Annotated in this window: 19 protein-coding genes and 1 tRNA gene; 7 read left to right on the forward strand and 13 right to left on the reverse strand. The window is 49.2% G+C overall.

The genetic code is table 11. The features are described 5' to 3' along the window. Positions 1–202: 202 nt before the first annotated feature. From ACN0YH_RS13925 to ACN0YH_RS13970, 10 genes are all read right to left on the reverse strand, one after another. Complete coding sequence (locus tag ACN0YH_RS13925) at positions 203–1,585, reverse strand: tetratricopeptide repeat protein (RefSeq protein ID WP_417380175.1); 1,383 nt, start codon at positions 1,583–1,585, stop codon at positions 203–205. After that, positions 1,582–2,883, reverse strand: a complete 1,302-nt coding sequence (locus ACN0YH_RS13930) for an FG-GAP repeat domain-containing protein (RefSeq protein ID WP_417380176.1) — start codon at positions 2,881–2,883, stop codon at positions 1,582–1,584. The genes ACN0YH_RS13925 and ACN0YH_RS13930 overlap by 4 nt, the downstream gene beginning before the upstream one ends. A gap of 333 nt (positions 2,884–3,216) precedes the next feature. Beyond that, on the reverse strand, positions 3,217–3,675 hold the full coding sequence (locus ACN0YH_RS13935) for a hypothetical protein (RefSeq protein WP_417380177.1): 459 nt from the start codon (positions 3,673–3,675) through the stop codon (positions 3,217–3,219). A gap of 401 nt (positions 3,676–4,076) precedes the next feature. Continuing rightward, the gene (locus ACN0YH_RS13940; RefSeq protein WP_417380178.1) at positions 4,077–4,898 is read right to left on the reverse strand and encodes a phosphatidylinositol-specific phospholipase C/glycerophosphodiester phosphodiesterase family protein; all 822 of its coding nucleotides are present in this window, start codon (positions 4,896–4,898) and stop codon (positions 4,077–4,079) included. Between the two features lie 508 nt (positions 4,899–5,406). Further along, positions 5,407–5,480: transfer RNA gene (locus ACN0YH_RS13945), tRNA-Arg, on the reverse strand. A 291-nt stretch (positions 5,481–5,771) separates the two neighbouring features. Beyond that, the gene (locus tag ACN0YH_RS13950; RefSeq protein WP_417380179.1) at positions 5,772–6,173 is read right to left on the reverse strand and encodes a hypothetical protein; all 402 of its coding nucleotides are present in this window, start codon (positions 6,171–6,173) and stop codon (positions 5,772–5,774) included. A gap of 484 nt (positions 6,174–6,657) precedes the next feature. Beyond that, positions 6,658–6,948: a hypothetical protein gene (locus ACN0YH_RS13955; protein ID WP_417380180.1), complete on the reverse strand. Its 291-nt coding sequence runs from the start codon at positions 6,946–6,948 to the stop codon at positions 6,658–6,660. 327 nt (positions 6,949–7,275) lie between these two features. Continuing rightward, positions 7,276–8,208 carry a fumarylacetoacetate hydrolase family protein gene (locus ACN0YH_RS13960; RefSeq protein ID WP_417380181.1) on the reverse strand — a complete coding sequence of 311 codons (933 nt, stop codon included), beginning with the start codon at positions 8,206–8,208 and terminating at the stop codon, positions 7,276–7,278. A 142-nt stretch (positions 8,209–8,350) separates the two neighbouring features. Continuing rightward, a complete protein-coding gene (locus ACN0YH_RS13965) occupies positions 8,351–10,567 on the reverse strand; it encodes an ABC transporter permease (RefSeq protein WP_417380182.1) in 2,217 nt (738 codons plus the stop codon). Positions 10,568–10,572: 5 nt separating this feature from the next. Continuing rightward, complete coding sequence (locus ACN0YH_RS13970) at positions 10,573–11,697, reverse strand: HlyD family secretion protein (protein WP_417380183.1); 1,125 nt, start codon at positions 11,695–11,697, stop codon at positions 10,573–10,575. A gap of 599 nt (positions 11,698–12,296) precedes the next feature. On the opposite strand from ACN0YH_RS13970, the gene ACN0YH_RS13975 reads away from it, so the two are divergent. Together ACN0YH_RS13975 and ACN0YH_RS13980 are read left to right on the forward strand one after the other, a co-directional pair. After that, positions 12,297–12,869: a prepilin-type N-terminal cleavage/methylation domain-containing protein gene (locus ACN0YH_RS13975; RefSeq protein WP_417380184.1), complete on the forward strand. Its 573-nt coding sequence runs from the start codon at positions 12,297–12,299 to the stop codon at positions 12,867–12,869. A gap of 580 nt (positions 12,870–13,449) precedes the next feature. After that, positions 13,450–14,286: an OmpA/MotB family protein gene (locus ACN0YH_RS13980; RefSeq protein ID WP_417380185.1), complete on the forward strand. Its 837-nt coding sequence runs from the start codon at positions 13,450–13,452 to the stop codon at positions 14,284–14,286. 79 nt (positions 14,287–14,365) lie between these two features. Here the strand turns inward: ACN0YH_RS13980 and ACN0YH_RS13985 are convergent, their stop codons facing one another. Continuing rightward, positions 14,366–15,001: a MarC family protein gene (locus tag ACN0YH_RS13985; protein ID WP_417380186.1), complete on the reverse strand. Its 636-nt coding sequence runs from the start codon at positions 14,999–15,001 to the stop codon at positions 14,366–14,368. Positions 15,002–15,034: 33 nt separating this feature from the next. Continuing rightward, positions 15,035–16,432, reverse strand: a complete 1,398-nt coding sequence (locus tag ACN0YH_RS13990; RefSeq protein ID WP_417380187.1) for a sulfatase — start codon at positions 16,430–16,432, stop codon at positions 15,035–15,037. Positions 16,433–16,633: 201 nt separating this feature from the next. Between ACN0YH_RS13990 and ACN0YH_RS13995 the strand changes: the two genes are divergently transcribed. After that, positions 16,634–17,617 (forward strand): Gfo/Idh/MocA family protein, encoded by a 984-nt coding sequence (locus ACN0YH_RS13995; RefSeq protein ID WP_417380188.1) that lies wholly within the window; start codon positions 16,634–16,636, stop codon positions 17,615–17,617. Positions 17,618–17,633: 16 nt separating this feature from the next. Here ACN0YH_RS13995 and ACN0YH_RS14000 read toward each other — a convergent pair whose 3' ends face one another. Beyond that, a complete protein-coding gene (locus ACN0YH_RS14000) occupies positions 17,634–18,869 on the reverse strand; it encodes a lactate racemase domain-containing protein (RefSeq protein WP_417380189.1) in 1,236 nt (411 codons plus the stop codon). 239 nt (positions 18,870–19,108) lie between these two features. Between ACN0YH_RS14000 and ACN0YH_RS14005 the strand changes: the two genes are divergently transcribed. The 4 genes from ACN0YH_RS14005 to ACN0YH_RS14020 all read left to right on the forward strand — a co-directional run bounded on the left by ACN0YH_RS14005 (position 19,109) and on the right by ACN0YH_RS14020 (position 23,631). Continuing rightward, entirely contained in the window at positions 19,109–19,696 is a 588-nt protein-coding gene (locus tag ACN0YH_RS14005; RefSeq protein ID WP_417380190.1) for an RNA polymerase sigma factor, read from the forward strand. Positions 19,697–19,821: 125 nt separating this feature from the next. Then, the gene (locus tag ACN0YH_RS14010) at positions 19,822–20,376 is read left to right on the forward strand and encodes a PspA/IM30 family protein (RefSeq protein WP_417380191.1); all 555 of its coding nucleotides are present in this window, start codon (positions 19,822–19,824) and stop codon (positions 20,374–20,376) included. A gap of 439 nt (positions 20,377–20,815) precedes the next feature. Further along, on the forward strand, positions 20,816–22,348 hold the full coding sequence (locus ACN0YH_RS14015; protein ID WP_417380192.1) for a hypothetical protein: 1,533 nt from the start codon (positions 20,816–20,818) through the stop codon (positions 22,346–22,348). 224 nt (positions 22,349–22,572) lie between these two features. After that, the gene (locus ACN0YH_RS14020) at positions 22,573–23,631 is read left to right on the forward strand and encodes a BPSS1187 family protein (RefSeq protein ID WP_417380193.1); all 1,059 of its coding nucleotides are present in this window, start codon (positions 22,573–22,575) and stop codon (positions 23,629–23,631) included. Positions 23,632–23,670 lie beyond the last annotated feature (39 nt).

Here is a 23,670-nt window from a genome sequence, read left to right on the forward strand (position 1 = left end):
GCGTCTCCAGGGCTGTTTGGCCTAAGTATCTTAGTTTGAGAGACGCTTTGGTCAAATGAGATGCGATTTAACAGCACAGAATTCAAATTGATATAAAGAAAACAGGCGACTCATCATACTGTTGATGGGCCGCCTGTTTTTTTATTTGATACTCTTAATGGACTCAGACAGTCAGAGACCACTTGGTTCCAACCAACCCAGCCTATGATTGATTCAGCAATGCGAGTTCTCTGATAGCCCGCCCGTGATTCGGGTTGAGCTTGAGGCACTTCTGATAAGCCTCTTTGGCAGAGGCCTGATCGTCAAGCAGTCGCTTGATTTCTGCATAATAGAACCATGTCTGAGGATCTCGTGGATTCAGTTCCACCGACCGTGCAATGGCCTCTTCTGCCGGTTTCAACTGATTATTCCGAAAATTGATCATGGCAAATAACAGCGCCATTTTCGCCTGATGGAAATCGCGTTTTGCCGGATTCTGCTGCTGATCATAATAGTTAGCCAGAGCCTGATGCACTTCAATGGTAGGCGACATCTCCAGAACCCGCTGCAACAAGGGAACTGCTTTCTCCATTTCTCCTGAAAGCATGTAAGCTCCAGCCTCAAACTGCAGTGTCTCTGCATTCTCGATCCCGAACTCTTTTAGTTTCTGTATCAGTTTCAGCATCCGTTCCGGATTGTTTCGTTGAAATTCCACTTCGAGCATGCTGATCAGGGTTGATTTATACTGCGGAATCCGGCGTTCGCTCATCAATTCCAATATCTCGTCCAGTTTTTTCGCGAGGTGATCCATATCATTACGTTCCAGCATTTGATTATAAGCTTCCACCTCTTTTAGGATGCCATGACGTTTGCTGTATGGAGTTAAAAAGCTGGTATTAAAATTCAAGGGGATCACATACAGCGAACGTTCGACACGATCCTCCGCCTGCTTTGCCTCTTCCATACGCCCCAGAGATTCCAATGCCTGTGCATGCAGCTGATTGAAGACCAGTGAATTGGAAGTCGCTGCCAGGTTCCGTTCAATATAGGGAAGTGCTTCCTCAGCACGTCCTGACCGGACGAGTAATTTTGCCAGCTGATAGTCTGCCGGCTGGAACCCGTTATTTTCACGGAACACTTCCTCTGCTTTCTCTGCATTTTCTTCCCGCAGATAATTCCTGCCTATGGCATACAGATAATGACGCGGACTGGCAAAGGGGAAATCTGTCTTACCTGAGTAGTCTTTCAGCTTTTCATATTCACGGGTACTGGCCTGCATGCGTCCCGTACGTTCCAGGCAGAATGCATAGCTGGCCTGAGCCAGCGCATCATCCGGGTCGATCCGGGTCGCCTGTCGAAAACAGTTCTCTGCATATCCATAAAACCCCTGGCCGAGAAAAGCCTGGCCGAGCCGAATCCACTCGCGGCTGGATCCGGTTTCTGCATCTGCAGCCAGCTCACGGTAATCGGCCATCAGTAGTGGGTCGATAAACTGCCCTGATGGCAGAACGGGGACCGGACGAGCCAGTCGATCCGCAATCAGATATCCACAATATCCCAGCTCCACTACCAGCAAAATCAGAAGGAGACGAATGAGTTGAATCATGGCTTGTCCTCCTGCAGATTCAGCCAGGCATCAATGCGCCCGATTCTTGTGAAGGGCTTTCGCAAATTTAATCCTCCGGCGACAAGATCTTCACGACCATCCCCGTTGAGATCACCTGTGGCGACTGTGACAAGATGGATGGGGTCACTGTCGATCTGCCAGGTTTTAAAATTCTGTTTGCCGTCGTTTTCCAGCCAGACCACACTGGCCGTTTTCGGGTCATACCAGTCATTGGTCATGCTGACCAGGACCACATCCAGATCACCATCACCATCGATGTCTCCAGTATCTGCAGCGTAAGTGCCCCCCAGATCAGAAATGCGATGGGGCTCAAAATCCCAGTTACCTTTATTCTCGAACCACAGGCAACCGTGATAAGGCTGCGGATAAGCGTCAAGGTCTTCCAGGTTATCTCCCGCCGGTAATATCAGGTCCTGATCCCCATCCTGATCCAGATCAGCGTGGATCAGACCTGCGCCACCCAGATCGAGATTGACGGTGAACCAGAGTCGCCTTTTCTTGAATTTACCTTTGCCGAGGTTTTCAAAGCCCCACAGCTCTTCCTCATCCTGGGTCACGATCGCTGCGATATCCAGATCGCCGTCACCGTCATAATCAGCAACAGGCACATGAATGGTCCCCGGGGCATTGAGAAGTTCATGATCGCGAAACTGGAGGTCTCCCCGATTCTCTAACCACAAGACAGAACCGCGACTGTATCCGAACACGGCGACGGCCAGATCCAGATCGCCATCCCCGTCGAAGTCACCGGGTTGCACATCAGCCACACGCCGGACATCATTCAGGATCACGTGCTTTTGATAACCGTCTCCCTCTCGTTCGTAGAGCTCGACACGTCCGATCACACGATCATCAGGCATGAGATTTCCCAGAATAGAGACAATGATATCCTGATCGCCGTCGGCATCGATGTCGACCACGGTCGCATGAGCGGGTGCCGCCAGATCCGTGAGTAATACTTCTTCCTGCCACGAGGCGGAGCCATCTTTTTTAAACAGTGAAACAATGCCCCGCCCGGCATCGCAGCCGATAATTTCGTTTTGACCGTCGCCGTCGAAATCCAGTATCTGCACGTTCGTCATCAGCGGTAACCCTACTGGTTTGGAACCGACGGTTGCCCGCTTAAATTTCACCGGAGAAGCAGGGTATGTCGTTCCCCCCGAGAAGATTTCTGCAGGTTGTCCCAGCGAAGGTAACGTTGGCAGAGCCAGCCAGGTGGCGATTGGAATAACGATAATCAGGACCAGCAGGATGAGCGCGCGGGCTTTGAGTGACATAAATTTCCATCATTGCTTGCAGGGAGTGAAACCAGAATCGATTACACAAGAGCAGGGATGCTTTGCTGTTCCAATCATATAAACCAGACAAAGGCATCGCCATTCACTTACTACGCCAAAAACAGCGTTGATAAGAGAAAAAAACGCTGAATTTCCGCCAACGGTTTACGCAAGCACACGCAGGCCAAGTCACAGTAAAATCGCTTCGCGCAACAAAAAAGACAGATCAGCTAAAAACTTCGCTAATCTGCCTTTATCGCAGTACGATTCTGACCAGCGTTTGCCGACCAGGGTTGCTTTAGTGCCTGCTACTTTGAACGCTGCTTCCTGTTGCTAATTGTGTCCTTTACTGAACCCGGTGCCCCAGTGACCATAGTGAATTCCGGAGAAATCATGGTGGCCATGAGCATGAGAGCCAGTGCCAATATACTGGGTTCCATTGTAATCGCTGCCTGAGTAGGTCGTGCTTTGTTCCGAATTGTTGAAGTCCATCGGATCAAAGGCTATCCAGATTCCATTGTGTTCGACCAGCCATTGTCCCTGTTTCGTCAGAAACCACCAGCGTCCATTGTGGTAGCGATACCGGGCGCGGGTGGCGTCATCAATATTCAGATGCGCGGTCCCTGCACGTACGATCGAATCGATCTGTGTGACTGCTCGTGCCGGTAACGCCTTGTTAACTGCATCTGCCTGTGCACCTGAAGTATCAGCCTGGACTTGTGCTGATAAAAAGAGGGGGCTGATTCCCAACACTGCTGCAACGGTCAATGCTTTTAAAATGAGCGCATTCATGTGAACACCTTCCTTTCATTTAAGGTATTGTATGATCATTCCTGACCGCGTTAACCAGGTAATTCGCAAACGTCATGCCAGCTCTGATGAGAGAGGTCGATTTACCTGGACCTGTCATGGGAAATCGACCGGGACCCAACTGGCAATGAGGTCTTCTTGAAGAGGCCACTGCTAAGTGGAAGTGATGAAAACAGGACCGGTTACATCACACTTAATGGTAAGGGAGCTTTCAGTCCCAACCTTCAGAACTGCTATTCCTGAGATTAAAAATGTTAAGCACTATTCTCCGCCATGCTGATGGGGCTCTGCAGGAATTTGCTCATGTGTGCAAATATTTGCTCGTTCTATTGAGTTGTGGAGGGCAGAATGAGAGGTGCTTCGCGTAAGATTTGCAGCGACTTTTAAGGACTTTCATTCGTTTGTTTTGTCAGAAAATTATGCAGCTTTTCAAGTTTGTCGGTGTTGATGTGGTCGACTCCTGCAGCGACCAGTTCCTGCCAGAGTGCTTCTGATTCCGGCGTTGCCCAGAAACGCACTCGTCGTCCGGCTGCATGTGCCTGTTTGACAATCTCTCTCAGTCTGGTGCGTTCCGCTTCGGGCATCTTTCCCTTACCGCGATATTGAAAATGTGACGTCCAGCGGTCACTGATCATCGGCATCAACTGTGACGGTTTGTCAGAATCCAGATCACTCAGACGGCCATCAATCCCTGCGTATCGCGGGTTATCCGCTTCGATCATTTCAATAGGTCGATCCCCCGAAATCACAACCTGTACAGGGTGACGAATTATTTTCCCATCCTGAGAGGTACAAAGGAGTTCTTTATATTCCCGCAGTTGATTTCGCAAAACCTGATAAACGTCTTCTCCGTCAGTCTTGATATCAATGAGTAAAGTGAATGGGGGAGCTTTCTTGTCTGAATCCCGTTTACTTTCCTCGAAGTATTTCTTCAGCGGATTGAGATATAACTTTTGAAGTGTGCGCTCTTTTGATAATTCGTCACGACTGTGACCAACGAGTAATTCTCCATCGACGAGAAAAATATCCGCTTCCACAGACCAGAAATCATTATTCAACGCATCCTGCAGCGGTTGACGTTGTTTGTAATCATTGTGGGCATGCGCCTGGAACAGAGGAGTCTGATGTACGCCTTGAGCCAGACCAGGAAAAGTATTGCTAGCCAGCACCAGCAAGACGGCGAAGAAGAACTTCTTGTGAAACATTCATCAGCCCCTTGATAACGAGATACGAACCTGGGGCTGCAGGTCTCCCAGAAACAGTCTCTTATAAAATGGACTGACAGAGATCCATCAAAACTACCCCCGAAATTTTCGAAGCACTTGGTTTTGAAACCAGGACACAAGCTAGTGATCGATGTAGAGATTTTCCAGCCATTCCCACTGGATTCATCAATTATTAACGACCAGCGATGACCTGAATCGGTGCAGATTGAACCATCTTTTAACTTCACAGAGCGATTCGTCACGTTTTCATTTCAAGCGGGCACGCAATTTTCTTCTCTTATCTCTTAGACTGTGTCCAGTTTTACTGTAGTGTCTCCAGGGCTATTTGGCCCGAGGATATTAGATCGAAAGACGCTGTACTTAAATGTGTTGCGTTCTAGAATTAAAGTGGAAGTCATACAGTTAAGTGGGGGGAATGCCAAAGGCCTTCGCCAGTGAGACGAAGGCCTCTGGTTTGTAAGTTGTTTTCTCAGTGTGAGATATGAAGTACACCCCGCAGGGTTCGAACCTGCAACCTTCGGTTTCGTAAACCGATGCTCTATCCAATTGAGCTAGGGGTGCCTGTCCCGGATGGGAAAGCGTATTTTAGCGAGGGGGTTCTCCCTTTTAAAGTCTTTCGGAAGCTGGATTTGAATCTTTTTACCAGCTCCCCACCAGAATTCAACCACTCCACCTGCTGAAAATAACGTTTATCTGGTTTGTAGACTCACTTCCATCAACGTTTTTTGATCTTTTCAAGATCTGAAATGTCTGACACTAAAAGCCCGTCTTTGGTTCCAAGTGACTATAAAAAAAGGCCCTGTTCGTGAAAACAGAGCCTGGAAGACCACTTATTCAAGCGATCCTGTGGTATCAGTGGTGCCCATGATGTCCATGGTGACCGCCACGATGTCCACCATGTCCACGGTAGCCGCTGCGATAGCCGCCACGATAACCACCATAGCTACCGCCGCGTCCGTAACCGTAGCGGGAACCACCGCTGTAAATCCCGATCCCGAAGGAGGGGCTACTGTAATAGAATCCTCCAGAACCATAGGAGGGATAAGAATAGCCGCGACTGTAACCGTAACCGCCGTATCCGCTCCCGTATCCGTAGCCTGAATAGCAGCCATGACCGGCGTTTGCCTGTTGGGTTGGCATGACTAACAGAGCTCCGCCCAAAACCAGTCCCATGCAGACTGCCAGCTTGAGACCTTTTCGCTTTTTGTTGGGAGTTGATCGTGTCTGGTCAACCGTATCTGATGTATTTCGCATTGTTTCGCTCCTTGGAAAAATGAACCATAAATGAGTGCAGCAGAATATTGGTAAGCGTCCTCTTAGCTTCTCTGTCACTCGAATGCAGTACGGTTGTGATTTGATCATTCATCTGTTTCTCCGTCTGCCGTAACTAACAGAATCGCTATAAGCATGCCAGAATCAGCTGTTTGCCACCATAAGCTCTTAACCCCTTCCAAATAAAAGAGTTAAACAGTTACATTTTTTTTGCGTTCCTGTTGAGTCTTTGAAAACCGTCTCAAAATCGCGTCAGTTGAGATCAGTCTGATGTCAGTAAAAACTGATTTACCGGCAGGATCTGCTGGAGTGAATACAAAAAAAAACAAGTCTCTCACTCAAATGGTCGGGCCGAACCATAAGAATAAGAGACTTGTGAGTAATTGCCTGCGTGAACCTGCTGAGAGGAACCGGCCCGACTAGATCAGCTAATTCCTGATCGTGGCGGATTTATTAAAAACATGGATTAAAATCCATAGTAGAAACCAAATCCGGGATAAGAATACCTGCTTCCATATCCGCGATAATAGTAGTTGTTATAACCACGGTTGTAGCGGCGGTTATAGTGTCGATAGTTATTCCGATATCTGTTGTAACTGTGTCTGTAATTTCGTCGAGCACGATTATAGTCACGCTCGAAATGACGATAATTGCTGCGTGCCCGCTTCCAGGCTGGTGGCCGGGCTTCTGATGATTCGATGGCGCCTATAAATAAGACACTACATGCCAGCGTGGCAATGGTCAGTGCACGTTTCATGGTCTTGTCTCCCTGATAAGAACCTGTTGCCGGATGGATCCCCGATTGAATCAATCCGGCAACTGACGATGTTTCAATTTTCGTTTCTTACTTCAGGTAATATGCAAGAGGTGTGCCAATCGTAGGGAATTTAAGTCCAAAGGAATCAAACCTCTTGAAACAGCGGAGTTTTGCGTATTTTTTTATTTCATCCTGCAAATTATTGCAGGCTTGATCAGTTGTAGAATGAAAAAAGTGTGGTCGAAAAGAGAACAACAAAGTCGCTCATCGACCACACTTCACTGAAACTGATCCAGCAGATTGTGAGTGTCAATTTCCTCGCTCGGTTTAAACAACCGGACTGGTTAATACACCAATCTCTTCAATTTCCGCTTTCATGACATCACCGTTTTTGAGGAACTTATTCTTCGATGCACCGACGCCACTGGGGGTCCCCGTTGAAATCACATCCCCGGGTTCGAGTTGTACAAAACTGGAAATAAATTCGATGATCGCCGCGACCGGGAAGATCATCTCTGCTGTAGAAGCATCCTGTTCGACATTATCATTGACTGACAGTTTCATCTTAAGAGTTTGCGGGTCAGGAATGTCATCCGCAGGTGTGACACAAGGTCCCATCGGGCAGAACGTATCGTGCCACTTGCCATGCTGCCAGTCGAAGAAGCTATCTTTCTCACGTAACGTCCGCCCGGGATTGGGTCGAAATTTTCGGTCAGAGATATCGTTAATCACCGTATAGCCGGCGACATAGTCCAGCGCTTCCGCTTCAGAAACTCCTTTGCAGGTTTTACCGATCACGATTCCGAGTTCAAGTTCCCAGTCGATGTAATCTGGAGAGACTTCTGGAATTTTGACTGGCTGTCCCGGATCAGTCAGCGTTGTCAGAGGGGGTTTCATAAAAACGTAAGGAAACGTTTTCTGTCGTTCTTCTGCTTTGCCCCCTCCTTCTTCGATATGCTTGGAATAATTACCGGCGAGCAGTAACAGTTTGGAGGGTTCCGGAATGGGAACCAGCAACTGTACCTCATCGGTCTGGATCGAAAGTGGAAACAGTTCTTCATCCATGGATTGCTTGAGTTGGGTTTCGACGGCCAGTATCAATTCCCGTTGTGCGCCTCCGGGAAGAAACGGAAGCAGCCCCTCTGATTCATCCAGAAGAACCCCTGCCAGCTCCGCAGTTGCATTAAAGGGCATAATGGTATCTTCCGAGTAGAAACCACAGGATGTTTGATTTTCAAATTGATAGCGACAAAGTCTCATACTGTTTGGACTCCTGTACGGTGAGATCAAGTGGGAGGTAGCTTCCGGTCCAGCGATTTTCTTCTCGCGTCATGCCATCTGGTTTGGCAGCCGTTCCCCCATCCTACCGAAAAGGAGTTGACAGACCAATTCTCAGCGGCAGTTATGAGAGCTGCTTTTGGAATCTCTTTAAACTGATGCCGATGATCGCGATGCAGCAGAGGCTGAGTCCCAATACATAAGGCAGCAGGTCAGCCAGGTCTGCACCGCGGAGGACAATTCCCCTGAGAATCTCCAGGAAATAAGTCACCGGTATAATGAAGGTCACCAGATATATAGGGAGCGGCATCTGGGAGCGGGGGAACATGAAACCCGACAGCAGAACAGAAGGCAGCATAATCAGAAACGCAAATTGAATGGCCTGCAGTTGAGTGCGGGCCATCGTAGAGACCAGCATGCCCAGCCCGAGGCCACAAATCAGGAACAGGAGAGACAACAGCATTAATTCCCAGAGATTTCCATGGATGGGAACACCAAAGAAAAAAACCATCAGAGTGAGCACAATCAGCGTTTCCACAAATCCGATCAGGGCATAAGGCGCCAGTTTTCCCAACAACAGACCGGATTTACTGACCGGAGTTACAAACAGTTGCTCAAGTGTTCCCAACTCACGCTCCCGGACAATTGCGAAGGAGGTCAGAAACAGAGTCACCAGTTGCAAAATAATTCCTACCAGGCCGGGAACAAAGAAATGCGAGCTGTCCAGATCCGGGTTGTATAACAATCGCGGTCTGACTTCGACAGGCAGCGCCGGCTGGCCGTCGGCATTGCGGGCAGGTACGACGTTCAGGTTTTCTGCAAAATTTCTGGTCATATTGGTGGAGAAATTGAATCCCAGCAGATTGGATGCATTCAGGGCCGTGGTTGCCACCTGGGAATCACTGCCATCAATCAGCACCTGTACCGATACCTGCTCCCCTTTTAACAGACGGTCAGAGTAATCGGGGGGAATTGTCACGCCCACCTTGGCACGTCCCGACTCGAATGCATTGCGAAAATCTTCATGGTTATATACGTGTTCTACAATTCGAAACGTGCGCGTATTGGCAAAACCATCCTGCAGTTCGCGGGAACTCGCGCGGCCATCCAGATTGAAAATGACAGTCGGGATATTTTCGATCTGTGTATCAATGGCGAATCCGAAAATCAGCGTCTGCAACACGGGAACGGCAAATACGAACAGCAAAGTCGATGGTTCGCGGCGGACATGCGAGAACTCTTTAATCAGGATCGCCCAGAACCCGGCCAGAATCCCCGGAGTAATCTGTTCTACTGCAGGCCGCTTGACGGGTGGTTTCTGTTCGGGCTGCGAATCTTCTTCTGGTTCCCACGCCTGCTGTTGCTGGCTCACTGTCATAGTGGTCGGGAGACTGACATCCTGATGATTCAGTTCTTCCGCCCGGCTTAAGGTTACAAACACATCTTCCAGTGAAGGTGTGATATGCCTGACCTGCACGGCTTCTGATTCGCCTGGCACATGCCTGATTAAATCATGTTCAGACAGACTCTGATCTGCAAGCACATGAATCGTCTGTCCGAACAGGGTCGCATCCTGTACGCCTGGCATGGTTCGAAAAGTAGTCAGGAGAGTGGCGGGATTCACTGTTTCAATTTCCCAGCGTGCGGTTCCTTCTGGAGTAACGGCAGGTAAGCGTTTGAGTTCATCCGGTTTACCACAGACAATCAATCTCGAATCATAAATATACCCCACATCGCTGCAGCGTTCTGCTTCGTCCATATAGTGAGTGGTGACAAACAGGGTCACCCCCTGCCCCGCCAGTTGGAACAGCAGGTCCCAGAGATCGCGACGGGCCACCGGGTCGATCCCGGCCGTCGGCTCATCCAGGAACACCACTTCCGGTTCGTGGATCAGCGCGCAACCCAGAGCCAGGCGCTGCTTCCAGCCTCCCGACAGATTGCCAGCCAGTTGATCCAGTCGATCCTGCAATGAAGTGAGCTCAATGATTTCCTGAAATCGTTGCTCCAGTTTTTCAGGACTGAGCCCATAAATACGTCCATAAAATTCAATATTTTCCCGTACGCTCAAATCTGAGTACAGACTGAAGCTCTGCGACATGTAACCGATGTGTCGCTTGATCCGTTCTGCATCACGAACAACATCATAACCCAGGACCTGTGCGGAACCAGCCGTCGGCTCAAGCACGCCACACAACATTCGGATGATTGTTGATTTCCCACTGCCGTTGGGTCCCAGCAAGCCAAAGATGGCACCACGCTGAACTGTAAAGCTGACTTGATCAACGGCTTTTAAAGAGCCGAAATCTCGCGAAAGCTGGTCTATCTTTATGACTGTTGTCATGAAGTTTATTCCTTCCCATGCAGCCAGACGTCGGCAGCCATACCGGGACGGAGCAATTTGTCTTTATCTTTGATTCGGACTTTGATACGAAACACCTGCTTGGAACGTTCTTCGGGGGTCTGCACATTGCGGGGCACGAACTCAGCCTGGCGGGACACAAAGCTGACGCGCCCTTTGAACGTTTTGTCTGGATAACTGTCGATGGTGACTTCGACTTCCTGATCGACTTTGATGTCCAGATGATTTTCCGGTACATAACAGCGGACCCAGAGCTGATTCCAGTCCAGAATGGAAACCACGGGCACATTGCTGCCCACCAGGTCACCGGGCTGCAGGGTAACTGCTTCAATCGTTCCATTGAGAGGAGCAACTATTTTCAGCTCTTTGATCTGATCTTCAATGGTCTGCAGGAACGCTTCCGCTTTTCTGACACTCGCGGCGGCCTGTTCAATGTCTTCTTTGCGACTTCCGTTTTTTAACAGCTCCAACGCTGCTTCTGCCTGCTTCAGCAGTGCCCTGGCCTCATCAATCTCTTCTTTACGGGTCCCTTCGTTCAATAGATCCAGGGTTTTCTGTTTGACTTCTTTTTTTGATGCAGCTACCTGCATTTCCGTGTTGGCGGTATCCAGTTCATCCGCTGATGCTGACTTCTGCCCGAAGAGAGTTTCCACCCGCATCTGCTTGGCTTTTGCCAGCCGATATTCTGCGTCTGCCAGATGCAGTTCTGCGATCGCTGAGTCAATTTCCTGTTGTCGGGGTCCATTGATCAGTAGTGTCAAGCGAGCCTTCAACTGATCAACTCTGGCTGCGGCTTCGTCAATTTCTTCGGATCGGAATCCAGCCACCAGCTCTTCATGTTTCGCTTTGACTTCGGCCAGCCCGGCAATTGCCTCGGCACGTCGTTCCAGTAGATCGTAGGGTTCAAGTTCGATCAGCAGGTCACCTCGAGAGACAGACTGCCCTTCTTCTATCAATACCTGTTTCACGCGTCCTCCCACACGCGACCCGGGTCTGATATCGTCGGCTTCGATGAAACCGGAAACCCGCAGCGGAATATGACGATTCTGGCTGAATACCAGCGCCATAACCAACGCCACACCAACAACGATTAATCCTGCGATCTTCTTCAAGTGGGTTACCTCATGGTTAGCAGTCAAACAGTTCCCGGGCACACATCAACATACTCCTCTATTTCTTTTGATATGCTGCCTGAAACTTTCTGAGTGCATCTTACTCTAATCCAGATAGAGACAGTAGTAATCCTGACTGTGCACCAGACATCCTGCTGGAAAAGAGGCTCGAAAACAGTACCGGGTTGTTTGCCTCGCCGATCAGTCAGCTTTTTACCCAGTGAACAAAAAGAGATAAACGAGTTTCCTGCTGAAACAGTATGCACAAGAATCAGGCATTTCCCCGGATTGACTGCGGGAGTTTGATGATTCAAAAAATAAGATACCATGAATCTGGTTTAGTCTGAATGGCGTTATCTTGTTATTAGGAATCGAGATAAGCCTTTGTAGACGGTTATCAAAATTTCCACAGAACTGGTTTGGCACGTGATTCGCTTTTCAGTAATTCACAATAATCATCAAACAGAAACATTCTCTTAAACAAGTGCCCTTATAACTCCGGGCGTTCAAAGAATGTGCTCGAAACTGTTTGATGAGCATATTGCCAACCTGTTTTAAAAGGAGAGATGGTGTCCCACTTACCATCTAAAAGAAGAGGAATGAGAAGAGGATTCACACTAATCGAACTAATGGTAGCGATTGCAACGATCGCTGTACTGATTGCATTACTCTTACCCGAGATTCAGAAGGCCCAGGATGCCTCACTGAAATCAAGCCAGAAAGATGGTCCCTACTGGGTTTACCGTGAATACGAATACGCGGGTGGCCCTGTGATCTCCGAAATTTCCGGAACATATAAGCATTCACTTCAGGAAATCCTGGATATGTATGCGATCAATCTGAAAAAACAGCAGAAACAGAATGAACTGGAGCTGGAGCAGATTGCTCAGCTGGAACAGGCGAGAGACGATAATACTGTCACTATCGCTTTAAAACCTGCTGAAACAGAAGAAACAAAGACGGAACATGTTCCTGTCTGGCATAAACCGTTTATCGAATTTGGAGATCAGAAACTCTCCAAACAAGAGAAAATTGCGAAAACCAAACGGGCCCTGAAAAACTTTAAATTTGATCTGACACAGAATACTGCTTCGCTGGTCGCACGACGAAACCTGGCAGATGCAATCGAACAGTTACAGAACGATTTAAAACGACTGGAATCACAAGACTAGACTATGTCCAGTTTTACTGTAGCGTCTCCAGGGCTGATTGGCCCGAGTATATTAAATTGAGAAATACTATACTTAAATGTGATTCGCTCTAATCAGGACTTCGGTTCGGCTGACTACTTTCAAAACGACTCTCCAGCAAAACAGGTGGGGCTTGATATGGTTATCAGGTTTCACCTGTTTTTTCTTTTCCCGCGTTCCAAAACCTTACTTTTCCAACTGGTTTTGTAGATATTTCAATCTTTTAAAAAGCGCTCTTTTTTTGTGATGTTGCTCTTGGCAGAAAAAAGAAGACGCATTATAAATCCGCCTCTGTTGACTTCCGAATGAGTAAAACTCTCTCACTTCACCATATTCATTCTCAAGCATAACAGGATATGCAGCCGCATATCATATCTCCAAAAACCTACCATCCCATTCAAAATTGATTTTATGCCATTCATCTTTCCTTGAATCAGCGTGGCTTTTCAAGGGTGTGTGAATTTTCAGAAAGTGACTGACGCCTTCGCAGCAGCTCAGCTCTCTGGAATCTCGCTCCCGGAAAACGTGATTCTATTCAGAGATCGATAAAGGAGCACTTAAGATGCCCATCCTTGTACGGGTATGCCTGCTTACCGCAGTTAGTTTATTCACCTTCACACAGTCAGCCTGTCAGCGTGGTCCAAACGCCCAGATGCGCCAGAGCATGTACCGCTCCCAGCAACTGTATGACCAGAGTATGGAACTGGCCATGCAGCGTGATCAGTTTCAGCAGTCCGCGAATGCATTGCAGCACGAACGGGATCAGCTGGCAATGCGGGCCCAGTCGCTGGAATCCAACCTGAATATCGCCAACAAGCGGCTCGATAATCTGAACTCCGAACGTTCAGAAATGCAGCAGCGCTATGTCAGTCTGATGAAAAAAGCCAAAGGCCAACCCAGCCCCCTGGATGGCGAAGCCACTCGTCGCTTTCAGGAACTGGCTGACAAATATCCCGATTTCGAATTCGATCCCCATACGGGCGTCAGCAAATTTCACTCAGACATCCTGTTTGCCTCAGGTAGTGATAATCTGAAACCTGCTGCTCAGGAAATCCTGAACCAGTTTGCCGCCATTATGAATGACGGAAATGCCAAGCGATTGAATGTTCTGGTTGTCGGACACACAGATGATAAACCGATCTCGAAAGCCAGCACACAGCGTCAGCACCGTACTAACTGGCATCTATCGACGAACCGGGCGAACTCAGTTGTACTCACACTCTCCAAATTTGGCGTGAAGCAGGATCGAATGGGATCAGCCGGTTACAGCATGTTCCAGCCGGTTGTGCCTAACCAGAATGACTCGGCACGACAGAAAAACCGTCGTGTGGAAATCTTTGTACTCGCACCTGATGCCGTTGTTGCCGGCTGGGATCCGAATCCCACGCTGTTAAACTAACGAGCAAACCGACATGGAAACACAGACTCGTTGATAGCGAGTCTGTTTTCATTTGAGGATGCTGATTCTGCTTGAGAAATCAACCGTTCGGTCTGATCTCGAAATAGGTCTTGATCCCACTCAACACACTGTCGACGGCAACCGATGCCAGAATCAGCCCTCCTATCCGACTGACCACACTCGCCCCTGCATCACCAATCACTTTCTGAATTTTTCCTGCCAGCAGTAGAAAACCCAGGGTGATCACAAGCACCGTCAACATCGTCACGGTAGAAATCAGCTGCTGCCCGATATTAAAACGATGGTTATCGGTTATCAGCACGACTGCCATCATAGCCCCTGGAGAGGCAATGGAGGGTATTGCCAGTGGAAAAACGGCTTTATTCTGATGAGCATTCATGTGCGTGGATTCTTCAATCTCCGCTTCCGGTTTGCTTTCACCAAAAATCATGGTTAAAGCAAACAGAAACAGGACGAGCCCTCCTGCAATCTGAAATGCGGAAAGTGGGATCTCAAGCAGTTCCAGCATGATCTGCCCGCCCACGATAAACAACAGCAGCACCAGGCCGGCCGTAATGATTGCCTGATACGCAATTTTCTTCTGCACCATTCTACTGGTGCCGGCGGTCACTGCGATGAATACCGGAATCGAACCAATCGGATCAATGACGGCCCAGAGATAAACAAAATCTCTGAGAATATCCTCCCACTCCATGTTCTGTCTCGTCTTTCCGTTGAATTCGGATTCTCAATTTTCCGGCTTGTACTTGGGATTTAACTCAGTCGGGATCGCTGCCTGAACCAGTTTCTGCCAGCGATGAAGTGCTTGTGATAATTCCTGCACTTTATCGGGGTGACTACCAGACAGCTCCTTTGATTCGCCAATATCGAGCCGCGTATTGTAGAGTTCCTGATGTCCGTCTTCAAAAAACTCCAGAAGCTTCCAGTCTCCCTGACGAATCACGGAAACGGGCGTGGTCCGAAACTGCTGCTGCATGACCTGGTATTTTTGCAGATAGGCAGGAAAGTGCCAGAACAGACTCCGCGATTCCAGCTTACTTTGAGGATCTTTCAGCAGTGGCACCAGACTTTTCCCATCCAATGACTTACTTTCCAGAACCGGTATGTTTGTCATTTCCAGAAAAGTCGGATACAAATCGACATTAATCACGGGCTCATCACTGGCACTACCAGACCGGGTTACACCAGGCCACTTAATTAACAGCGGTACGCGAATCCCCCCTTCATACAACATGCCCTTCGAACCTCGTAACGGTCGCATGCTGGTAGCCGGACCGTATCCGCCATTATCGGATGTGAAAACGATAATCGTGTTCTGATCAAGCTGCTGCTCCCGCAGGGTTTGCAGCACACGGCCGATACTTTCATCCATACTGCGAATCATCGCTGCATAGGTGGCATGCTGATGCAGTTGCCCGGCCGGTTTGGATTTGAAATACGCGATATCCTGTTCTTTTGCCTGTAAAGGAGTATGGACTGCATAGTGTGTCAGAAACAGAAAAAATGGCGACTTCACGTTGTCTTTGATGAATTGACAGGCTTCCGTGGTCAGGCGATCTGTCAGGTATTCGCCCTGCTCTCCATCACTCAACTGTGGATTTTTGAACGGACTGAAATAACCGCCCCGGGGGCTGCCGGAAGGATTCCCGGCGATATTCACTTGAAAGCCCTGCGAAAGAGGGGACTTCCCGAGATGCCATTTCCCCACACTGGCACAACGATAACCAGACTGCGAAAGTCGTTCGGCAATTGTCGTGAACCGGTCATCCAACACGGTATTATTCTCAGCGGGAATCAGCTTTCGATATCGAATTTTGCCACGGGCGGGGTCGCCCACCGTGTAGACCCCATGCCGGGGAGTGTAGAGCCCCGACATCAGACAGGCACGACTGGGAGCACAATTGGGCGCTGCTGAATACGCGGCGGTAAACTTCATTGAATCGTCTGCCAGTCGATCAATGTGTGGTGTCTCGAAGAAATCGCTGCCCATGAAGCCCATGTCACGCCAGCCCAGATCGTCAATAAAAAACAGGACAATATTAGGCCGTTGATTCTCAGCATTGGCTTGTGGCAACATTGCGAGATACCAGCAGAACAGCAGCAAGACCACCAGAGTACGAGGCATCGGATTTCCTTTCAGAATGAAAATGAAAAGGAGTGGTTTTTCGTTAGTGGTTTGTTTACGATCAATGACTGCTGATCATTCTAAGCATCTGCAGGTTCCCTGTCATTGCTGTCGTTGCCTGAAGCTTTAATTCCCGCCAACCGCGAAATAAGAGTACAGCATAAGTTCAACTACCTGAAATCTCCTGTGAGGAAGACTGTCGTGAAGAAAATCAAAGTAGGACAGATTGGAGTGGGTCATCCGCACGCGGGTGGAAAAATGCAGGCGTTTCGTAAATCGGATGACTACGAAGTCGTCGGCGTGGTCGAACCCGATGAAGCGCTGCGAGCTTATGCTGCGTCTACGGGTATCTACAAAGATCTGCCATTTCTGACACAGGAACAGTTACTCAACATCGACGGACTGCAGGCGGTCGCCGTCGAGACACTGGTCCCGGATCTGTTGCCGACCGCGGAGACCTGTATTGCAGCTGGCAAACATATTCACCTGGATAAACCCGCGGGCTTATCCCTGCCTCACTTTAAACGTATTCTGGATCAGGCGGCACAGAAGCATCTGTTGCTGCAGATGGGTTACATGTATCGATATAATCCGGGTATTGTTCTTTTGCGAGATCTACTGCAGAAAGGCTGGCTTGGCGAACCATTTGAAGTGCATACCGTCATCAGTAAAAAAATGGATGCGACCAGTCGGAAAAAAATGGAATCGCAGCCGGGTGGCATGATGTTTGAACTTGCGTGTCATGTGATCGATCTGGTCGTGCAGATTCTGGGTCGCCCCGATCAGGTCACGCCGTTCGCACAGCATGCGTCAGACATTGATGATACTCTGCAGGATAACATGCTGGCCGTCTTAAGTTACCCGCGGGCGCTGGCAACGGTAAAAACGAGCTGCAATGAAGTCCAGGGATTCGATCGACGACATATCGTTGTCTGCGGCTCAGAAGGAACCTTCCATCTGCAACCGTTTGGTAAACCCTCCGTGAGCCTGACGCTTTCGCAGGCAAAAGGGAAGTACCGTAAAGGTCAGCAGGAGATTCCGTTTTCAGGCTACACCCGTTATGCAGATGATGTCACAGATATGGCGAAGATTATCCGCCGCGAAAAAGATATCGACTTTTCATACCAACATGACTACGACGTTCAGGAAACCGTCTTAAAGTCAGCCAGTCTGCCTGTTACCTGATCTGCCGTTAGTCAGATCATCCCTGTTTCAAATGGCCGTAAGCATATTGTGCGGAGGCGATGACAGACACCGTTTCATCGGTCTGCAACAGTCGCTGCACTTCCGCCTCATCTTCCAGCGGTATGACAAACAGATCTTCCACTTCATCACTGCTGACTTTGCTAAGCAGACAGATCAACGCCCAGTCACCGGTCAACGCCATTTGTGTTGCTGCCAGAAGGTCTCCCGGTTGGGTATCGCGCAGGGGTTTGATCGCGTCTAACGGTTCATGACAGCGGGACAGAATCTGCAGCCCTTCACCTAATTCGGCGTCAATCTGTGTCAGCAGCACGATGCGCCCATCTTGAGTCACCAGATTACGGGCGGTCTCCAATACGCTGCCCAGTTGATTCCACTGATGGCCAGTGGGACCATCTTCGACCGCAATCACCACCATCTCCGATTTGTATTCCGGCTCCAGTTTCCAGTATTCATCCAATAACTGCTTGGCTTTTCGGAACGTGGCTTCGCTACTGCCAAATACAATTTCTGCGACAGATTGACCACCAGCGGGGACGACCTGCAAACTGTACTGCAGCCCCAACATCCAGCCAATCTCATCAATCAGCTGACGGAGTGGACGACTTTCTGCAGGAGTCAGTTCACGATGCGACTGTCCTCGGCTCTTGATAATCGCTTCCTGAGAAGAAAATCCCGGATAGATGGAACTGCCGCCACCGGCATATCCGATTAACGGATCAAAACCGACTTTTTCGATCGGTAGAATGAAATCCGCTTCGAGCAGATGCCGCGACAGATAAATTCGTTCTCCCCCGGCGGAGGTCCCCAGGTAACCGACTCCTTCTTTGGAATCCGGATCATGGATCACCCACGCTGCCTGTTCCTGCAACTCGGACGTCACAGCTGCTTTTAGCTTTTCCTGAAGCACACTCGATTCTGCACGTGTCTGCAAAATCGTCACATCACCGGCTTCGATTCCACACTCGTTGAAATAGTCCCACACACTATTAATGATTTCCGCAGCCGCCGGCGCCTGATAATCGACGGCTATCGTGATTTTATCCCCCGGTACCACTGCCAGGTCCAGGGGGGGTAATTCCAGGGGACTGTTTAATACCTGCTGCATCCGGGATGCAACGTTTTTGATGTCAGCTGGCGCCTGGTGATAATGGATCAGACGCTCGGTCGGGATTTCACATTGAAATGTACCGTTAAAGCCATAATTCAATTCTATGTTGACCGTTTCCGTCATCGAAGCTGTTTCATCCCGCTTGACTCGACTTAGTTTCGTACTGATTCAACTGAGAATCGTGTTTTTTACGAATTGGAGAGTTGAATTCCGTTAAAAAGGAACCAACACAGGAATGTTAGCGGTTTAGAGGTGATTTCTACAGGATATCTGATCACAATATTATAAAGTCACTGCAGATTGCATCATTAGTCACATTCCGGTTTGAGGGATTTTGCCGGGCTCGCTACAGGAAGGTCACCATGACAGAAGACGATCAATTAATGATTCGAATTCAAAGTGGTGAGCTGCGCGCATTTGATGAGCTGGTGGAGAAATATCAGGGCCCTCTGATTGGTTTTTTTTTCAGAAATACTCGCGACTCCCAGCTTTCAGAGGATCTGTCCCAGGAAACATTGCTACGTGTTTATAACCAGTCTTGGGATTATCTGCCCCAGGGACGCTTCCGGGGTTGGATGTACCGTGTGGCCCGTAATCTGCTGATCGACAATATCCGACGTCAGTCACACGATGCGTTGATTAAAGCCTATACAGGCAAGCAGGCAGATGAAGATGATTCACTCAATCGTCTGGCCAGTGAAGTCGTCTCCCCGGAAGAGAAAGCCAATATCAAAGAACTGGCGTTGATTGTCGACCGGCTGCTGGCAACGATCCCGGAAGACCAGCGTTTAACATTCACACTGCATCATTATTCAGAACTGACACTGAATGAAGTCGCTGAGGTCATGGAAACGAATCTGGCCACGGCTAAGAGTCGGCTTCGGCTGGCCCGGGAAAAACTGCGAGAGAAATTAACGCTGATGGGCGTTACGGGACCTCAAAAAAATTAAGTTACTGATATAATAGAGAATCTCAAAAAGAATTGAACCCGATCAAAGCGATTTACGTTGACTCCCGCGGGCCAGCAGAATTGCTTTCTTTTCACTAACACCTGCAACAGTACGGAGTAGAGGGGATGAGCTATTTCAGTCGGCTCACTGACATTGTTACCTGTAATTTGACTCACCTGCTGAATCATGCGGAAGATCCCGTTAAGGAGATCGAGCAGATTATTTCTGAGATGAAAGAGGGAATTGCCGGCGCGAACCGCAGTGTGAAAACAGCTTCTTCCAATGAACAGGCGATTCAACAGGAACTGTCTGATTACGAACGCCAGATTTTTCAGTGGAAAGAAGCAGCGAAAAACGAGTTGGCCCTGGGTGATGAAACTAAAGCACGGAACTCACTCGTTCGCAAACAGGAAGTGGAAGACCTGAAAGCAGGCCTCGAGCAGCAGCACCAGGCGGCTGTCGCGACTTGCGAGCATTTGACCACGACCCTGCATGCATTGGAAGCCAGATTAGCAGAAGCCCGACGCAAGCAGCTGGAATTAACGGAACAGGCCGGACTGTCAGAAACATCGTCACAAAGCCCCCCGAACACTACAGTTACTGAGTCTCCCCTGACACCCTCCCGCTCGGAGCAAATCGATTCGGAACTGGCTGAATTAAAGCGAGAACTGGGCCAGTAGCCGGGAGTGTTGGTGTTGTCTGATCCCAATTCCTGGACCTTGAAGTGGAATACGCTATAACCCGTTTAATCGATTTGTCTTAAGGAATCTCAACCCCAACAAAAGTGAACATACGCTTTGAGGTTCAAATAGTTGCTTAAGAATGGATCATTCAACAAGATGGTACTTGCAACCGATCAGTTCTAATTTAGAATTAAATATAGATAACTGGCGGATCTTGGAGTACTTCTTGATCCCAAGTTCTGGTTCTGATCAGGATTTCCGGAGAAGGCTCTGGGAGCGATGATATGATTAATAGAACCCGCAAGTTCTTCTCAAAGGCTTTTGTCTATCGGGTTTCAGATTTGTTACGCTGAAATTTCCCAGTCAATTGTCCGATGACGATTTACACACATCCTCTATTCTTAATTTACATCAATGATGTCGGAGTCGTGCCACCATGGCCAAAAAATATCTGAACCTCGAAGAAGCAGCCACCGAGCTGGGCATGGAAAAAGAAGAGTTGAACCGCTTGCGAGAAGCAGGAGATATTCGTGGTTTTGCCGATAGAGGTGCCTGGAAATTTCGCATGGAGGATGTAGAAGAATTAGGACGTACCCGCCAGGCGGATTCCGACCCTGCAATTCCCCTGTTCAACAATGAAGATCTGGAAGATGACGACCTGTTCGACTCAGCCATTCTGGACGACGATAGCGTGTCTCTGGAATCAGACAGTGTCATTGATGAAGATGAAGTCGGCGAACAGGCAACTGTGATCCGTGGTAGCGTACACGATGACGATGATGAACCAGTCGAACTCAGCAGTTCCGACAGTGATGTACGGCTCGTGGTTGACGATGGTGACGATCTGCAACTGGATAGTGAACCGGAACTGGTTGCCGTAGGCGAAGACTCAGACAGTGATGTGCGTTTGACTGACGATTCCAGCATTGACCTGGGCAGTGACAGCGACGTGAAACTGGTTGACACCGACTCGGAACCGGACTTTGATATTCTGGATCTGGATTCAGGCAGTGACAGTGATGTTAAACTCGTCGCCGACGACTCCAGCTCGATGGGCAGTGAGAGCGACGTTGCCCTGATTGGTGAAGATTTTGATCTGGGCAGCGACAGTGATGTAGCCTTAGTATCTGATGAAGGTCATGAATCATCGATCCTCGCAGAAGACAGCGGGCTTTCCCTGGCTGAAGACAGCGGCATCTCCCTGGCATCCGACAGCGGTATTTCTCTGGCAGGACCACTGGACAGCGGCATCTCCCTGGAATCGGCTGATGAAAGCGGAATTTCCCTCATGGGTGATGATGCCAGCGGACTTTCGCTGCAAGATGATACCGGCAGTGATATTTCCATCACCGCCGACAGCGGTATCTCACTCGAGCCGTTTGATGTAGAAGATGCTGACCAAACTTCTCCCATGATGTCAGCCGGTGCCGGAAAAGATGCGACCATGGAAATTCCCGCCCTGGATGACGACGATTTTGCCGATAGTAGCTTTGACCTGGAAGACTCAAATTCCGATACCAGTGTTCTGATGCTGAATGAAGATGGTGATGCCGGTGGTTCTTCAGGCTCTGTGATTCTGGATTCAGATGACGATGATGGTGAGTCGGCGATCTTCGACGACGACGATGAGTTCGCCAGTGATGACGGCATATCAGACGTCTTCGATGACGAAGATGACTTCGACGATATCTATGATGCCGACGATGATGATTTCGATGACTCTTTCCAGAGTGGTGAAAGCCATGCCGAGTTTGTCGCGCCTGCTTCCTTTGCCGGTGGACGAGGCGCTGCGATGGCGGTTCCCGAAGCGGAATGGGGAGTGGGGACATTCGTGGCTCTGGGCATCTCAACACTGTTAATGAGCATCTGCGGCCTGATGATGTACGATCTCATCCGCACGATGTGGCATTATGATGATCCTTCTGCCGTCAGTTCGTCCTTACTGGAAATGGTCCGCGGACTGTTTTAAACAAAGTCCGCTGTCGCTTATTGCTAAGCGAGATCAGATATTTCAACTGGCAGACAGTCTGCTGCGCTGACATTCCCCAACGCGCAGCAGCTACGGACAGTTTTTTCCGACATCTTACCAGATGTAAGCTTTGTAGTCGGGACTCGGGCATGTCAGGTTTCTATAATGAAAACCATGTCGTGATACCCGCCCTGCCTTTATCTGCTTTGAACTGGTGAAAGAATATGTATCAGAAATCCCTGTGTCTCTTCGTTCTTCTGACTCTTCTTATCTGCGCTCCACTGGAAGCGGCTGAGCGTACGCTTCGTTATCGCGATCGCAAACCACAGGAATACAAGCTGACGGCCCGTGCCAGCAAAATTGATCCCCGCACGAAAGAGCATCCGGAAATCGATTATGTTTTCGAAGCGAAGGGAAAACCACAGGATCTGGAACACGCGGTGGTAGATACCCGCGTCAAACCACGAGGCAAACTGGTGATCTGGCTGATGGGTTATAACAGCCAGTTGTTTGACCGGCTCTCCAGCTATGGACTGCACGCCATTCAGGTACATTATGCCAATCGCTGGTTCTCCAAAGTCTGTCGTGAAAATCCGGTGGGTGAAACCTGCCGGGGAAATGTTCGCCTGGAAGCAGCGACCGGTGAAGATTACAGCGACCAGGTTTCGATCCCCCACCCAGATGGCATGAAAGAACGGGCATTACAGTTTGTGAAATGGCTGGCAAAAGAAAATCCGCAGGGTCAGTGGAATTATTACCTGACCCCGGATGGTAAAGATCTTCGCTGGGAAGACGTGATCATGGCAGGCAGCTCGCACGGTTCCACAACGGCGGCCCGGTTTGCAAAACATCAGAAGGTGAGTCGCGTGGTCATGTTCTGTGGACCGCGCGATCAACTGCAGAACTGGCAGATGCTGCCTTCAGCGACTCCCACGAATCGCTACTTCGGTTTTTCTCATGTGCTGGATGGCGGTTGGACTGCCGACCATTACTGTCGTTCCTGGGAACTGATCGGCCTCAATGAATTTGGCCCCATTGTGAATGTGGACAAAGCAAAGCCCCCCTACGGAAATACACGTCGCCTGATTACCGACTTCGATGTGAAAAACAATACCCGTCGCGCCCATTCCTCTGTGGTCCCTGGGGGCAATGCAGGGAAGAACGCGAAAGGCCAGTACATTCATGAAGCAGTCTGGCGTTACCTGTTTACCGAACCGGTTGACAAAGTAGGAAAGCCAGTGCCCCTGGATCCTGGCTGCGAGAAAAATCAACGAGACAGCTGATGTGTGAAGAAAACCGGATCTTCTGCAGTACCTCAATTT

Origin of the sequence: Gimesia sp., assembly GCF_048262075.1 — a bacterium.
Classification (GTDB): domain Bacteria; phylum Planctomycetota; class Planctomycetia; order Planctomycetales; family Planctomycetaceae; genus Gimesia.

Coding starts and splice junctions, on each gene's coding strand:
- ACN0YH_RS13960 (WP_417380181.1), bottom strand. CDS start 8,208: ATGAGACTTTGTCGCTATCAATTTGAAAATCAAACATCCTGTGGTTTC.
- ACN0YH_RS13935 (WP_417380177.1), bottom strand. CDS start 3,675: ATGAATGCGCTCATTTTAAAAGCATTGACCGTTGCAGCAGTGTTGGGA.
- ACN0YH_RS13940 (WP_417380178.1), bottom strand. CDS start 4,898: ATGTTTCACAAGAAGTTCTTCTTCGCCGTCTTGCTGGTGCTGGCTAGC.
- ACN0YH_RS13965 (WP_417380182.1), bottom strand. CDS start 10,567: ATGACAACAGTCATAAAGATAGACCAGCTTTCGCGAGATTTCGGCTCT.
- ACN0YH_RS14020 (WP_417380193.1), top strand. CDS start 22,573: ATGTATCAGAAATCCCTGTGTCTCTTCGTTCTTCTGACTCTTCTTATC.
- ACN0YH_RS13975 (WP_417380184.1), top strand. CDS start 12,297: ATGAGAAGAGGATTCACACTAATCGAACTAATGGTAGCGATTGCAACG.
- ACN0YH_RS13930 (WP_417380176.1), bottom strand. CDS start 2,883: ATGTCACTCAAAGCCCGCGCGCTCATCCTGCTGGTCCTGATTATCGTT.
- ACN0YH_RS14000 (WP_417380189.1), bottom strand. CDS start 18,869: ATGACGGAAACGGTCAACATAGAATTGAATTATGGCTTTAACGGTACA.
- ACN0YH_RS14005 (WP_417380190.1), top strand. CDS start 19,109: ATGACAGAAGACGATCAATTAATGATTCGAATTCAAAGTGGTGAGCTG.
- ACN0YH_RS13925 (WP_417380175.1), bottom strand. CDS start 1,585: ATGATTCAACTCATTCGTCTCCTTCTGATTTTGCTGGTAGTGGAGCTG.
- ACN0YH_RS14015 (WP_417380192.1), top strand. CDS start 20,816: ATGGCCAAAAAATATCTGAACCTCGAAGAAGCAGCCACCGAGCTGGGC.
- ACN0YH_RS13950 (WP_417380179.1), bottom strand. CDS start 6,173: ATGCGAAATACATCAGATACGGTTGACCAGACACGATCAACTCCCAAC.
- ACN0YH_RS13980 (WP_417380185.1), top strand. CDS start 13,450: ATGCCCATCCTTGTACGGGTATGCCTGCTTACCGCAGTTAGTTTATTC.
- ACN0YH_RS13955 (WP_417380180.1), bottom strand. CDS start 6,948: ATGAAACGTGCACTGACCATTGCCACGCTGGCATGTAGTGTCTTATTT.
- ACN0YH_RS13985 (WP_417380186.1), bottom strand. CDS start 15,001: ATGGAGTGGGAGGATATTCTCAGAGATTTTGTTTATCTCTGGGCCGTC.
- ACN0YH_RS14010 (WP_417380191.1), top strand. CDS start 19,822: ATGAGCTATTTCAGTCGGCTCACTGACATTGTTACCTGTAATTTGACT.
- ACN0YH_RS13990 (WP_417380187.1), bottom strand. CDS start 16,432: ATGCCTCGTACTCTGGTGGTCTTGCTGCTGTTCTGCTGGTATCTCGCA.